This is a genomic window from Leucobacter viscericola (genome assembly GCF_011299575.1).
GTDB classification, from domain to species: Bacteria; Actinomycetota; Actinomycetes; order Actinomycetales; family Microbacteriaceae; genus Leucobacter; species Leucobacter viscericola.
Window position 1 is genome coordinate 1402583 of record NZ_CP049863.1, and the last position, 14226, is coordinate 1416808.

A 14226-nucleotide genomic window follows, 5' to 3' on the forward strand; every position below is an offset into this window, starting at 1 on the left:
CTCAGCGGCGCACCTGATAACGCAGGTGCAGCACTCGGTTGCCCTGAACAACCTCGGGGTCTTCCAGCAGGTGTTTCGCTTCAACCGATCCGAAGTAACGCTTGCCCGTCCCGAGCACAACGGGCGCCACGTCCATGCGCACCTCGTCGACTAGGCCCGCTGCAAAGGCCTGGCCACCAACGTTGCCCGCGGCCACCTCAACCACCCGGTCCCCCGCAAGTTGCTGCGCCAGAGCCACAGCCGCCTCAATGCTGTCCACGAAGTGAAAAGGCGCCTCCGGATCCCAGCCCTCAGGCGCCGACCGGTGACTCACAACGACGACATGTTCAACCCCGCTCGGAGGCGTCCCATCCCAACCGTCAGTCATGTCGAAGACGTGACGACCAGCAATGGTCACGCCAACCTGGTCCCAGTACGGCCGAACGTAGTCGTACGATGCCTGCGACACCTTCAAAATGCCACTCTCGTCCAGAGGCACGTCACCGCCCAAAAGCCACTCGAAGAGAGGACCCGGCTGGTCATCAACGTCGGCGATGAATCCGTCGATCGACATCGAGGCATTCATGACCACTTTTCCCATGACACACTCTCTTTCGCTAAATGGCCCCGTTCTAGGGCACCGTTTGACTAAAGCTTCTGGCCGGGCACGAAGTCACCGAAGTAGGCGGGCTTGATCTCGGCGTTCTCCAGCATCTCACGGGTTCGTTTCTGAGCGGTGCGCGGGATCACGGTCACCACCTGGCCGGTCTTACCGGCGCGGCCGGTGCGTCCGGCTCGGTGCAGGTAGGTTTTGTAGTCGCTCGGCGGATCCGCCTGCACCACCAGGTCAACATCATCGACGTGGATGCCGCGCGCGGCAACGTCGGTCGCCACCAGCACCGCAGACTTTCCCTCGGCGAAGCGCGCGAGGTTGCGCTCGCGTCTCGACTGGCTGAGATCACCGTGGAGCGCCGTAGCGTGCACCCCGGCAAGCTCCAACAGCTCGGTCACCTGCTCGGCATACGCGCGAGTTCGGCAGAACACCATAATGCGCCCTCGCCGCGAGGCGAGCTGCGTGAGCACCTGGTCCTTGTCTTCGCGCATCACAATGAGCACTTTGTGGGTTGAGGATCCCCGTTTCGATTCCTCGGCCTCGTGCGCGGCAGGGTTGCGCAAGAATTCGGAAATCAACTGCGATACGCCACTATCGAGGGTCGCCGAGAACAGCAGCCGCTGGCCGCCACGCTCGGTCTCCCGCAGAATCCGCTGCACGGGCTCCAGGAACCCGAGATCGCACATGTGGTCGGCCTCATCAAGCACCGTCACGACAACCTCTCGCAGATCGAGCTTGCGACGCGTCACGAGGTCTTGCACTCGACCGGGCGTGCCGATCACGATATCGATGCCCCGCTCAAGCGCGTGCAGCTGCGGGTCAATCGGCACCCCACCCACCATTTGCGCGGTGTAGAACCCGACGGACCTCGCGATCGGCTGGACAGTGCGATCGATCTGCAGGGCCAACTCTCTTGTGGGAGCGAGGATCAGCGCTTTGGGCTTACGAGCGACGCGTTTTGGCGCGCGCTCACCGCGCTTCGGCTTCATCTGCGAGGCCTTGGGATCACCCGCAAACAGTCCCTTGGCTTTCAAGATGAGCAACCGCTCAACAAGGGCAGCGCCAAAGGCGATCGTTTTGCCCGAGCCGGTCTGCGCTCGGCCAAGCACGTCGCGACCGAGTAGCGTGTCGGGTATCGTCGCTGCCTGGATCGGGAAGGGCCGCACGGCCCCGAGCTCCTCGAGCGTGCGCACAATATTGCCACCGAGACCGAGGTCCTTAAAACTCATTCCCGCAACATCGTCGGCGGTTGTGAGCTTCGCTTCGATGCGACTCAGCACAACGTCGGGTTCAGCACGAGAAACGCTCTTGCGGGTTGGCGCCTTGCCATCGACTTCAGCACGCGAGCGAGTTGCGGGTGCGCGGTTGCCACGAGCAGACTCGTCACGATCACGTCCCTTGTGCGCGGGATCCGCGTCTCGTCGCGTGGACTCTCGGCGCCCCGGATCGCGGCGTGCGTCCGATTGCTTCGCTTGTTTGCCAGCGCCATCTGTCTGTTGACCGCTGAACCGCTTCGGTTTGCGCCCACGATTCGGCTCGTAATTGGCCGGAGCCTTAAATCCCCGCCTCTTGCCAGCCATGATTAGTCCTGTTCGCGATGCTCGCCGTGCTCGGATGCGCCGGGCTCACCCTGTTCGGGATCACCAGCTTTGGATTCTTCTTCGTGTGCGGGTTCCGCAGCCACCTGCTCATCGACCTCTTGGGTCGCCTGCCACAGGAGTTCTTCCCAGTTGAGTTCCCCGGTGGTCGTGGGAACGGGCTCGGCGCCTTGCTCCGTTTCTTGCGGCACCTCGGGAGTGGTTGCGGGCGTCTCTTCTGAAGCGGTCGTAGGCCTTGGCCTGCGCATCTTCACGGGTTCAGGGTTGAAGGTGACCTCTCTGATCTCGGGAAGTTCAGGTTCAGAAGCCTTTGCCGCGTCAGCGGGGGCGGGGGCAGGGGCCTCAGTCAGCGCTGTGCTCGGAAACTCAGGGGCGACGGGTGCTGCCCCCGGCAGCTCGGGCTCGACGAGTGCCTCGGGCTCTGCATCGTCATTTACAAGCCCGGCTGGCGCCACATGATCCACGGTTCGCTCCGCATCGGCTGCCCCAAATTTATTCCAGGGCTTCGAGGTGAAGACCGCTTCCGGGTCACCCGCAGAAACCGCACCGACTCCGGCAGCAGCCAGAGCTGGCGCTACCTCCGGCCCGCGCACGGGCCCGCTAGGCGGTGTTTTCGCCTCTGCGTGACGCTCCCGCCACCGCTCGCGACGGCGTTCTACTACGAAGTACAGCGTTGGCAGCACAACGAGGGTGAGTACGGTTGACGACAGCAAGCCGCCAATCACAACAACCGCGAGGGGCTGTGAAATGAAGCCGCCCTTGCCGGTGATCCCGAGGGCCATCGGCGTGAGCGCAAAGATCGTCGCAAGTGCCGTCATCACGATCGGGCGAAGACGATTCAGTGCCCCGTGCATCACCGCATCTCGCAGTGCGTCTCCTCGACTTCGATACTGGTTCACCAGATCGATCAGCACGATCGCGTTTGTCACGACGATACCAACGAGCATCAGCACACCGATGAGCGAGGGGACGCCGAGCGGGATGCCCGTGGCAATCAGCAGCAGGATCGCACCGGTTGCCGCGAACGGCACCGAAACGAGCAGCAACAGCGGCTGTAGCAGGCTGCGGAAGGTTGCCACCATCACCACGTACACAATGAGAATAGCTGCGAGCAGAGCCAAGCCCAGTTGCTGGAAGGAATCAGCCTGCTGAGCTTGAACGCCACCGATGCTCGCGCTGGCACCGGCTGGCAACTTCACCTCGTCAAGCGCTTTGTTCACCGAGGCACCTGCCGAGGTGAGGTCGTCACCCTTGGGCATCGCTGAAACAGTCACCATGCGCACATTGTTCTCGGTGCGAATAGTGACGGGGCCATCTGCGACCTCAACGGTTGCGAGCGACTCGAGCGACTGCGGCCCTGCCGCGGTCTGAATCTGCAGAGCTTTCACTCCGGCCTCGTCGTTCGGGGCCTCACCCTCAGAGAGGTACACAGTAATTGTGTCCGCATCCATAGTGATTTGCCCGATCTGGCTCGGTTGCATCTGTGCCGCGACCTGGCCAGCAACGGCGGCCTCGGTCAGCCCGACCTCGGCGGCCTTCGTGCGATCAACCACAACGCTCAGGTACGGGCGTGACTTGCCGAGATCACTCTCAACCTGGCGCAGTCCGCTCTGCTTCTTGAGCGAGGCTTCGACTGCGTCGCTGGCCTCGGCGAGCACCTTTTGATCTGGTGCGGTGACGTTGACTTCGATGGCAGTGGACCCTGCAATACCACCGCTCGACTGTCCAAGCGAGAACTCCCCCGCATCGTCAAGGGCATCAACCGCCTTGCGAATCTGGTCTTGCGCTTCAGCCTGATTCGCATCGGGATCCGTGGTGAGTGAGTAGCTGATGGTGCCGTCGCCACCACCCCCGAGCAGAGCTGCGAGACCGTTGCCGGCATTGCCGATTGTCACCTGAACGGTTTCAACCGCCGGCACATCTTCCAGAGCAGCCTCAACCTTCTTCGCCTGAGTCAGCTGCGCATCGAGGCTGGTACCGGGCGCGAGCGCCTGTGTGAGCCCGACCGAATTCTGTTCGTCTGACCCGAAGGTGTTGGTCTTCATGAACATACTTGCTCCGCCAGTAAGTACCAGCACGAGCACCGCGACCATCAGAGTGATGATCGGCCGCTTCAGCGTCCAAGTAATAATCGGGCGGTATCGACGCTGCAGGGCGGTCTCCCGCTCTTCGCCGACTTCAGATGTTACGGCAGCGTCTTCGGCAGTCCCGGAACGGCGACTGCGACGTCGGGTCTTCTCTCGATCGGGTCGAAGGAACCAGTACGCAAGGACCGGCACAATCGTAAGGGCCACCAGCAGCGAAGAGATCAGAGCAATCGTCACAGTGAAGGCGAAGGGCCTGAAGAGCTCTCCCACCATCCCATCGACAAAGGCCATCGGCAAGAACACCGCGACGGTCGTGATCGTCGAGGCGGTAATTGCACCGGCCACCTCGCGCACGGCCCGCACGATGGTCGCGGCCTTGTCCCCTTCGTGAGAGAGGTGTCGCTTAATATTCTCGATCACCACAATCGAGTCATCGACCACACGCCCAATCGAGATGGTGAGTGCGCCAAGCGTCAGCAAATTGAGCGAATACTCGGCAAAGTTCAGCCCCACAAACGTGAGCAAAACAGAGGTCGGGATCGAAATCGCCGTGACCAGGGTGGCCCGAACCGACATCAAAAATACGAGGATTACGAGAACCGCAAACACGAGCCCGAGCAATCCCTCGGTTGTGAGTGTCTCGATCGAGTGCTCTACGTAAGGGGCCTGATCGTAAATGATCGTCAGTTTTGCGCCGCTGAGTTTATCTTTCAGCTCGTCGAGTTTGGTCTGCACCGCGTGCGACACATCGACCGTGTTCGCAGCAGACATTTTTGTGACGCCGATGGTGAGGGCTGGAGCACCGTTTACCCGGGCGATACTCTGCTCGGGGTTCGGCTCAAGCTGTACGTCGGCAACGGAGCCGATCGTCGCAACCGTTGTTGGCTCCGCCGTCACCGGAGCCGCCGGAGTTTCAGCGTTCGCCGAGGCCGAAGCCGCGCCATCCGTTCCAGCCGCGGCAGCGTCTCCCCCCGTGGCGTCCCCAGCTTGCTGGGCTGCCGCCGCAGACGACTGTCGCGCTGCAGCGGCCTGCTGCTCGAGCACAGCCTGTTGCTGAGCAGCCAGGGCCGTCGGACTGACCGCTAGCGGAAGGGCCGCGATCTCCTCGGCGGAGTGCACCTCCGAGCCCGCCTGCACGGCAAGCGTGCGATCACCCTCGGTGACCGTTCCTGCGGCTATCAACACACCACTCTGCTGCAGGGTGTCCTTGATGGACTGCTCAGTGAGCCCCTGGGCGGCAAGGGCCTCCGCGTTCGGAGTGATCGTCACACGATCACCGCGGGCACCCGCAAGCTGCGCGTCACGCACACCGTCAAGATCACTGAGCTCGGGGATCGCGACCCGTTCAACCAGCTTCGCGGTGTCTTCGGCAGAGACGCCCTTGGCCGGAGTGACAGCAATCTGAATCACCGGGAAGTCATCTACGCTGCCCGAGAGCACCTGCGTATCGGCAGATTGGGGAAGCATCTTTGAGAGGCGGCTAATTGCGCGTTCAACCCGCTGCTCAGTCACGGACAGATCGACGCCGTACTCGAACTGCGCAACGATCATCGAAGCGCCCGTGCTGGATGTCGCCGTGGTGCTTTCAAGCTTGGGAACACCCCGAAGCGCCGTCTCGATCGGCCCCGAGACGTCTTTATTGACCACCTCGGGCGAAGCGCCCGGGTACGAGGTCACAACCGCAATTGCCGGAAACTGAACGGAGGGGACAAGCTCTTGTTTGAGTGACCCCACGCCGATCAGACCGAAGACCGCGGCAACCACGGTCACGAGCGCAATCAAAGCCCGGTTCTTCAGGCTCAGCGCTGTGAAAATATACATGGGGTCGATTATCCCACGCCCCTACGACATGGCTTGACCGCCACAGTGTACGCGGTCACCGGCTCACGGGTGGATAATACAGAGATGCCGCTGATTCGAAGCCGCCGCACGCTCGGCGCCGTCACCCCCGCAGATTTCGAACGGCTTGCCAGCCTTCGACGCATGCAGGGTATCGCGCTCGGGCTGCTCGCCCTTATGGCGGTTGTCTTTGTTATCTCGTTTGCGCTGCAAGAGCGGGTTCCGTGGCTCAGTTACGTGCGGGCCGCGAGCGAGGGTGGCATGGTGGGTGCGCTCGCCGACTGGTTCGCCGTCACAGCGCTCTTCCGATACCCGATGGGGATCAAAATCCCCCACACCAACCTCATCTCGAGCAAAAAAGATGACATCGGCGAGGGGCTCGGATCCTTTATTGAAGAAAATTTTCTTGCCGACGATGTAGTGCACGACAAGCTCACACAGATCAGCGGCGCCCGAATGGCCGGTGAGTGGGTTGCCCAGCAGCCCAACGCTGAGAAGGTCGGCGGCATGATCGCGAGTGCGGGACTCGGTGCGCTCACGGTGCTCGATGACAACGACGTTCGAGAACTCATTGAGTCGCTCGTTCGCAGGCACATTATTGACCCGGAGTGGGCCCCGTTGCTCGGTCGCACCACGGCCAGTTTTATAGATGGGGGTCATCACGAAGCGCTCATCGACATGGCGGCCTCGAGATTCGAAGGCTGGCTGGTCGCGCATCCGGCGGCATTTGACCGGGTTGTTTCGTCGCGTCTGCCGTCGTGGGTGCCCGGGATCGTGGACCGCTTCATCGATGACAGGCTGCACTCAGAGGCGGTGCGTTTTGCGCGGGCTGTCGCCCAGGACCGCACTCACCCGTTCCGAAACGCCATCAAGCGTTTCTTGAGCGACCTCGGCCGCGACCTCCAGCACCAGAGTGCGCTGCAGCAGCAGCTTGAGGCATTTAAGCACGAGGTGTTCGACAGCCCGCGCATTCGCTCTCTCGCCGCCACCACTTGGGAGGTCATGCAGTCGACACTCGTCGAGATGCTCGAGGATCCCAAGAGCGACGTCCGCATCAGGCTGGTCAAAGCGCTGCAAGACTTCGGACATCGCCTACAAGACGATTCGACGCTGCAGTACAAGATCGATGTTTGGGTGATGGGAGCGGTTGAGCACCTGGTCCACAATTACCGCCACGACATCGCTAACGTCATCACTGAGACGGTGCATCGCTGGGACGCACGCGAGGCCGCCGAGAAGATCGAGCTACAGGTCGGTAAGGATCTCCAGTTCATTCGCATTAATGGAACCATTGTTGGATCGCTCGCGGGGCTTGCCATCTACACAATCGCGACGCTCATCATCGCACCGCTGGTGCGCTAATTACTTGAATTTCACCGGAAGCAGGATGTCTTGCACCCGGTCCGATGACGCGGTGTGGTCGGCGCGCGTTGCGATCGCACACTGACTCACACGGCAATCAAGCGTTCCTTCAACGGGATCCGGCACCGTTATACGCGCACTAAACGAACCCTGTTTCGGGTTGTCATACCCCTGCGTAGCGAACGCACGCCAGGCCCAGTCATCGGTAATCCAGACGCTGGAGAGTGCCGTCGCTCCCGCCGCAGCCCCCTCGGTCGCGCCGCTTGGAACACCACCGAGACAGGGCGACGGCTTTTCATCGGGACTCGCTGGGATCCCGCAGATTGCGACGTATATTCCAATGTCGGCATTAAACCCTTTACCGTCGACCACAAGCACTTCACCCGGGGTGAGTGCGGCAAGATCCGCGGGCTTTCCTTCAACGGTCATGACGCTCAGTTCACGCGTGCGACCGTCAGATCCGACAGCGCTCGTTTCAGAAACGATGCGGTCTGGAACCTGTTGGCCCGATCCTCCGGTGCTTTGGTGGGTCAGGATCGGCAGCAGCACAGCAACGGCGAGACCCAGCACAACCAGGGCCACAACCAGCAGAGTGACGAGCACGATCCGCTTGGTGCGAGAGCGTGCACGAGTAGCGTTCATGGTCTAAGCGTAACGCGTTCGGCTCAGAACTCTGGCGGCAGTTACTTCCAGACAACCACGGGTGAATCGGCGGTGAAATCAACGTACGGAGTCAAAAGCTGACCACCGTACAGCAGTTCGCCAGCGACCCTGGAACCGTTGTTTTCCGCCTCAAGGCGAGTCTTGACCTGGGTATTGAGCACGCTGTAGGTGGTTCCCGGAGAAGCCCCGTCAAGCTGGACGACCAGGGCGTCAAGGCTTGCCTTACCCTCATCATCAAGCGAGCGCCGCACCGTACCTTCGATGGGGGTCGCCCCGTCGTTGAGCTTGGCCGACACGTCGAGCCCGCAGGGCGTCACCAGACTCGTCATCGCCACGCACTCCTCCAGCGAGCTACGCACCATTTGGGTGAAGCGCGCTGACGTGTCTGGAGTGGGGGTCGGCTGCAGCGCACCGAGCGCCGCGCCCTGTTCGGGCGTCGCAATCAGTATCGCGTCGGCATCCGAGCTAAGCGCGAACGCCTCTTCGCTAAGCCCGACCTGGTACATGCCAGGGAAGACGCGCGCCTCGGCCTGCTTCGGTGCCACACCGTTGAGGGTCACGCCAAAGCCGTCGAGAGAAGTGAGCGAAACGGGGATCAACCCGTCGTTGAGCTGCCATCCGCCTGAGGTATTCCAGAGTCGAAATGTGCGTTCGACGGGGGTATCGCCGACCGTGAACTTCGCAGCTACCTCGACCTGCTCGCCGTCTGCGGTTCCAGCGCCGACCGAAACATTCGAGATCGGTGCGAGTTCGTTCGACTTCTTCAGCACGTCGTCACCGAGCAACGGTTCGGTGGTGCCGGCCCCAACAATCTTGCGCGCGGTACTTGCGTCTCCACTTGCGAGCGCGTTGAGGTAAGCCTCGACAGTCTTGGGCGCGGACTTCACCGAGTGCTGCATGCCCATGCCGTCCGTGCTGGACGGAGTCATCACCGCTCGAAGCGCGTAGCCGCCACCAAACGCGAGCAACACCGCAAGGATGGCAACGACAAGCCCCACAGGCCGCTTTCGACGAGCCTTTGTCGTCGCGCTTGGCCAAGAGGGAGGCGCCGGAATGGCGGTCAACAGTTCTGGGTTGGGCTGAGCAGCTTCGGGCTGAGCCGTCTCGGGTGAATCAAACGCCAGAGGCTCCTGAATCGCTGGCTCAGGATCAGCGGCTGCGATTTTCTGCTCGAGCCAATCGGCGCTGTCGCCGATCTCGGGCGCGACCACCTCAGGCGCTACATACTCAGGCAGTACCGGCTCGGGCAGAACTGGCTCATCGTATTCTGTCTCGACAGTGCCTGACTCGACAGCGCCTGACTCGAACGAGGCCGGCTCTACGGCTTCAGACTCGACGACATCTGACTCGACAAAGGTCGATTCAACAGCGGCCATATCAACGACGTCAGGCTCGACAACAACCGGCTCAGCAACTACAGGCTCGCTCAAGATCGGCTCTGGCAGCACGATCGGAGTGAGCTCTTCGACCGTGTTTACCGGAGCAGTATCGGTCGGTTCCGAATCGTCTTCAGGTGTCTCCGATGGCAGGTCGGTGAACCCGAGGTAGGGAAAGGGGCTTTCCCACTCGTCGTCTGAATCAGCACCAGATCCGCTGGTTCTCATTGGTGGCAGTCCGACTTGCGTTTAGGCAACGCTGCGACGCGCGCGACGGCGAGCTACCAGACCTGCAGCGCCGAGCACGACGCTTCCTGCGGCCAGAAGCGCGAGCGTTCCGGTCGAGTCAGAACCGGTTGTTGCCAGCTGCGACGTGGTTACAGTGCCCGCGACAAACCCTGTTCCGGTCGAACCGTCGGTGGACTCACCGATAATGATGCGGTTCCAGCCGATCAGCTCGCCGCCGTTGTAAACGGCGAGGCGGTGTGAACCGGTCAGTCCGGCGGGAAGCATAACCGTGACATTGCCATCGGGATCCACCAGGTGTCGTCCGAGGTAAGTCGGCTCGGAGAAGACGTAAACGTCAACTTCCTTGCCCGCAAACTGCGTTCCAACAAAAATCTTGACCTGCGCACCTGCAGCCGCAGTTGGCTGCGCGCCGACCTTGCCCTCAAGCGCCGGTGAAAGCTGGTTCTCGTTTGGCCCCGAAACCGGAGGGGTGCCCCCACCCGTTGTCTGGGTCTCGTCGGAGGGGTTCTTGTCTTTGTCAGTGCCGGGGGTTTTATCTTTGTCCGTGCCCGGTTCCTTCTCAGGCTTAGGCTCAGGGGCCGGCTTCACCTCGGGCGCGAATTCTGGCCATTCAGTTGAGGCTTCCGGAGCTGCTGCGAAACCGGGGTTTGGCACGGCAGTCAGCTTGACTGGCGCCACAAGCAAATACGGACCGGGAGCCCAGGTCTTACCTGTTGCGTCTTGGTAAGTGAACTCGTTCGAATCAGGCACGGTAAGGGTCGAAGTTTTGGCGTCAAACGTCGGTACCGCTGGCGTTGCCAGGGTCACGTCGACCTTTGCGCCCGCCAGAAAGCGTGCGCCGTCTTTGTTAACGTCAAACAGCATGACTGAATAGGCGCCGGAGGGCTTAAATGAGATCGTCTTTTCAACGCTCTTCCGGAAGACAACGCCCTGGCCCTGTACTTCTTGAGTGAGGTCGGCCATCGCCTGCTCGGCATCCGGGAATGCAGCAGCGGCTCCGGCGCCTTGCGCCTCCCAAGTCGTAACGTCTAGAGGCGCGTCAGCGGTGTAGATACCGAGCTTGAGCGCACTGTCAGCACCCCAGAGAGCCTGGGTATAACTGAAAGACATTGTGAAGTTCTCAGCGCTCGGCGCAATCTTGAAGCCGTCGATCCAAATGTTCGCAGCTGGAGCCGACGTCGTCGCTTCAGTAGCTCCGGTCTCGCTGCCAGTTGAAGCCTCGGTGTTAGCGCTCGCGGCGCTAATACCAGCGGTAAGAACAAGGGCCGAGGCCGCCACCAGAACAGCAGCGTGCTTTACAAACTTCATTTTGAACTTTCCGTGTCGGGGTCAGCCAAGTCGCTACCCTGAATAAATCAGAACATTGCTATCCATCTGACAATTTCCCCCAAGCTCAGGTATTTCTACCTAAACTCCCGCCCTGACAGGGGACCGAGTAAACATATCACTTTCATAAGCTCAAAGAAAATTGACAGTAGTGCATCAGCTAACCTGCGGGCAAAATCTGCAGCAGCGTGCAGGAGTTTGTTGCGGTGAGCAATTGGTGCGAGCACCCACCGCCGCTTGCTCCCTGAAACCAGGTCAGTCACAGGTCCGGTCATGCTAGAATCTGCTCTATACGTCTATGTTTATTGGTACCTGTCTCGCCGGCTCTAGTCCGCGGGACCTGAATGTGTAAGGGGGTCACGCATGGGGCGCGGCCGTCAAAAGGCAAAGCACACCAAAGTCGCCAGGGAGCTGAAGTACTTCAGTCCTGACACGAACTACTCTGCGCTTGAGCGAGAACTAGGAACGCCGTCTTCGGGAGGAACCGAAGAAGACGCCTGGGCCGAGTACGCCGAGAAGTACGGCGACGACGACAAAGACGACGAACGCTAAACGTCTACTAACACAAATATCCGAGCGGATTGGCCTAGCCAGCCCGCTCGGATATTTGTTGTTCGCCCGCGATCTAGCGGCCGTGAACTAGCGCCCCTGGCTCGCAACCGCGGCAGCACCAGCTGCGGCAGCTTCGGGGTCAAGGTAGCGACCGGGTCCGGTTGCCGTGCCGTCGTCGTTGATCTCGTAGACCAGCGGCATACCCGTCGGAATATTGAGACCCGCGATGTCTTCGTCAGAGATACCTTCGAGGTGCTTGACGAGTGCGCGCAGCGAGTTGCCGTGGGCGGTGACGAGCACGGTCTGACCCGCGTTGAGGTCGCTCAGAATCTCTGACTCCCAGTAGGGCAGCAGACGCTCGATGACATCTTTCAGGCACTCGGTCTGCGGACGCACACCGTCGATACCCACGTAGCGCGGATCGTTCGCCTGCGACCACTCGCTCGAGTCGTCGAGCACGGGCGGGGGCGTATCGAACGAACGACGCCACTCCATGAACTGCTGCTCGCCGTACTTCTCGAGCGTCTCGGCCTTGTCGAGACCCTGCAGCGCACCGTAGTGACGCTCATTCAGACGCCACGACCGCTTCACCGGAATCCAGAGGCGGTCTGCCGTGTCCAGCGCCAGGTTTGCGGTCTGGATCGCACGGCTCAGCATCGAGGTGTGCAGCACGTCGGGCAGCATGCCCGCCTCGGCGAGCAACTCGCCTGCTGCAGCGGCCTCGCCGCGACCCTTCTCGGTGAGTCGCACATCGACCCAACCGGTGAAGAGGTTTTTCTGGTTCCATACGCTCTGGCCGTGGCGCAGCAAGATGAGGGTGTGTGTCATATTTCCAGCCTATCCGGTCGGTGTTTCGCGCCGCGGGGTGAGGCGCGCGGTCGGTTCAATGGTGCGGGTTCTGCCAGCGTCTGCGGGCACAACAGTCTCTTGGCTCGCCGCAATGAGCTGGCCCTCGACGCTATCGGCATCGGCTCCGGTCTCGCCCGCGCGCAGCTCAAGTGGTGCGTCTTCAGCAACAGCCCGCTTCAACAGCGCGAGCGCGATGCCGCCCCACTCATAGTGCAGCACAGCCCTGGTCACGCGACCCACGGGACGGGACTCGGGATCCTGAGCCTCACCCTCGCGATACACGAGCGCACCGGTCACCGGCAGCTCACCACCGGATCCGTCGAGATGCAGCAGAACAAGCCGCCGCGGCGGATGCCCAAGATTGTGCACTTTCGCGACGGTTTCTTGTCCGCGGTAGCACCCCTTATTCATGTGCACCGCGGTGCGCATCCAGTCGAGCTCGTGCGGGATCGCGCGCGCGTCGACCTCACCGTGCTGCGAGGGCCGCCAGGCGCGGACTTCAAGAGCGTCGATCGCCATGAGTCCTGCTGCCCGCACACTGCCGGATCGCGCCAACCCTGCCACCGCGCCGAGCTGATCCCGAGCGAACAAAAACTGCACCGCAGACCAGTCAGCACCCGGGTGCTCGCCGTGCGCATACTGCACGCCCCCACGCGCCACAACCGCCCAGGGATCTCGCCACTCGGCGGCTGGGTGAAGCGCCCGCAGCGACTCGGCCGCCGGGCCCTCAAACGCGAGTACAGCGGCGTACTCTTCAGAAACGTCACGCACATCAACCCTCAGCGCGAATCGCATGCGGGTCAGAAATGCTGCGAGCGGCTCGGCCGATCCCGCATCAACAAGCAGCCAGGTCCGCTTGCCATCGTCGACAAGACGCATCACCCGCTCGATGCGCCCGTTCGGGTCGAGCAGGATCGTCTCAACACTCTCGCCAGGACGCAGGCCAGTGAGTTGTTGACTCGTCATCGAGTGCAACCAGCTCAGTCGATCCTCACCCGACACAACAACAATGCCGTTGTGGGAGAGATCGACGATCGCGCCGCCTTCAACGAGCGCACGCTGCTCTGGCAACGGCTCGCCATAGTGTGCGGCCACCCCGAAATCGGAATCCGCGATAGCCCCGGGCAGCTCAAGAAACGGATTCATCGTTCACGCACCCACGGAGCAGTTAGGAACAACGAACTAGCGCTGCCCCTTGAAGAGTTTGTAAATAACGGTTCCCGACACCCAGGCGATCGCCAGTGACGCGAGGCCGAGAAGCCCGAGAAAAAAGAGTTCGAGAGCAAGAAGCATGAGGTCAGTCTATCAAATCTCGGTTGGGCGAATCACCCTGGCTGCAGACGACCGGGTCTATGAATGCAGAACTAACAAACCGATCACATCGATCACGGCAATGACGAGCACGGAACCCGCCACGCTAAATGCAACGCGCGTAATGAATCCGACACGCTGGGCTGTTCCGAGCTGCAGCGCAAAGGTAACGAGTGTGCTCGCACCGATCGCAAACACCAGCCAAGAGAAACGCTCGTCGCCGCGCACCAGCACCGTGACCAGCACCCCGATCACCGCGGCAACAACCCACGCAATGACAAGCCTTGGCATATGCCAAGCCTGCACATCCGGCATCTCCCGGGCGTCAAGGTCCTCTGACTCGCTCACCCCGTCATTGTCGCACAGAGGTGCACTGCTGGCCGCCATGTTTCCTGCGGTGAACGCTTCCAAACATTTTGATC

General features: G+C 61.5%; 11 protein-coding genes. 2 read left to right on the top strand and 9 right to left on the bottom strand.

The window, feature by feature from the left end:
* Position 1: 1 nt before the first annotated feature.
* From G7068_RS06490 to G7068_RS06500, 3 genes are read right to left on the bottom strand one after another with little or no spacing between them, the layout of a single operon-like run.
* Entirely contained in the window at positions 2 to 580 is a 579-nt protein-coding gene (locus G7068_RS06490; RefSeq protein ID WP_166290396.1) for a dihydrofolate reductase family protein, read from the bottom strand.
* A gap of 47 nt (positions 581 to 627) precedes the next feature.
* Positions 628 to 2172: a DEAD/DEAH box helicase gene (locus G7068_RS06495; protein ID WP_166290398.1), complete on the bottom strand. Its 1545-nt coding sequence runs from the start codon at positions 2170 to 2172 to the stop codon at positions 628 to 630.
* 2 nt (positions 2173 to 2174) lie between these two features.
* A complete protein-coding gene (locus tag G7068_RS06500; protein ID WP_166290400.1) occupies positions 2175 to 6098 on the bottom strand; it encodes an efflux RND transporter permease subunit in 3924 nt (1307 codons plus the stop codon).
* An 84-nt stretch (positions 6099 to 6182) separates the two neighbouring features.
* On the opposite strand from G7068_RS06500, the gene G7068_RS06505 reads away from it, so the two are divergent.
* On the top strand, positions 6183 to 7478 hold the full coding sequence (locus G7068_RS06505; RefSeq protein ID WP_166293039.1) for a DUF445 domain-containing protein: 1296 nt from the start codon (positions 6183 to 6185) through the stop codon (positions 7476 to 7478).
* Here the strand turns inward: G7068_RS06505 and G7068_RS06510 are convergent, their stop codons facing one another.
* From G7068_RS06510 to G7068_RS06520, 3 genes are read right to left on the bottom strand one after another with little or no spacing between them, the layout of a single operon-like run.
* Positions 7479 to 8120, bottom strand: a complete 642-nt coding sequence (locus G7068_RS06510) for a hypothetical protein (protein ID WP_166290402.1) — start codon at positions 8118 to 8120, stop codon at positions 7479 to 7481.
* Positions 8121 to 8161: 41 nt separating this feature from the next.
* Positions 8162 to 9745 carry a hypothetical protein gene (locus G7068_RS06515; protein WP_166290404.1) on the bottom strand — a complete coding sequence of 528 codons (1584 nt, stop codon included), beginning with the start codon at positions 9743 to 9745 and terminating at the stop codon, positions 8162 to 8164.
* Positions 9746 to 9766: 21 nt separating this feature from the next.
* Positions 9767 to 11074 carry an LPXTG cell wall anchor domain-containing protein gene (locus tag G7068_RS06520; protein WP_166290406.1) on the bottom strand — a complete coding sequence of 436 codons (1308 nt, stop codon included), beginning with the start codon at positions 11072 to 11074 and terminating at the stop codon, positions 9767 to 9769.
* Positions 11075 to 11455: 381 nt separating this feature from the next.
* Between G7068_RS06520 and G7068_RS06525 the strand changes: the two genes are divergently transcribed.
* The gene (locus G7068_RS06525; protein ID WP_166290408.1) at positions 11456 to 11644 is read left to right on the top strand and encodes a DUF3073 domain-containing protein; all 189 of its coding nucleotides are present in this window, start codon (positions 11456 to 11458) and stop codon (positions 11642 to 11644) included.
* 87 nt (positions 11645 to 11731) lie between these two features.
* On the opposite strand, the gene G7068_RS06530 is transcribed toward G7068_RS06525, so the two are convergent.
* The 3 genes from G7068_RS06530 to G7068_RS06540 all read right to left on the bottom strand — a co-directional run bounded on the left by G7068_RS06530 (position 11732) and on the right by G7068_RS06540 (position 14152).
* Positions 11732 to 12472 carry a phosphoglyceromutase gene (locus G7068_RS06530; RefSeq protein WP_166290410.1) on the bottom strand — a complete coding sequence of 247 codons (741 nt, stop codon included), beginning with the start codon at positions 12470 to 12472 and terminating at the stop codon, positions 11732 to 11734.
* A gap of 9 nt (positions 12473 to 12481) precedes the next feature.
* On the bottom strand, positions 12482 to 13639 hold the full coding sequence (gene ygfZ / locus G7068_RS06535) for a CAF17-like 4Fe-4S cluster assembly/insertion protein YgfZ (protein WP_166290412.1): 1158 nt from the start codon (positions 13637 to 13639) through the stop codon (positions 12482 to 12484).
* A 204-nt stretch (positions 13640 to 13843) separates the two neighbouring features.
* Positions 13844 to 14152, bottom strand: coding sequence for a hypothetical protein (locus G7068_RS06540; RefSeq protein WP_244304741.1), 309 nt, complete (start codon positions 14150 to 14152; stop codon positions 13844 to 13846).
* Positions 14153 to 14226 lie beyond the last annotated feature (74 nt).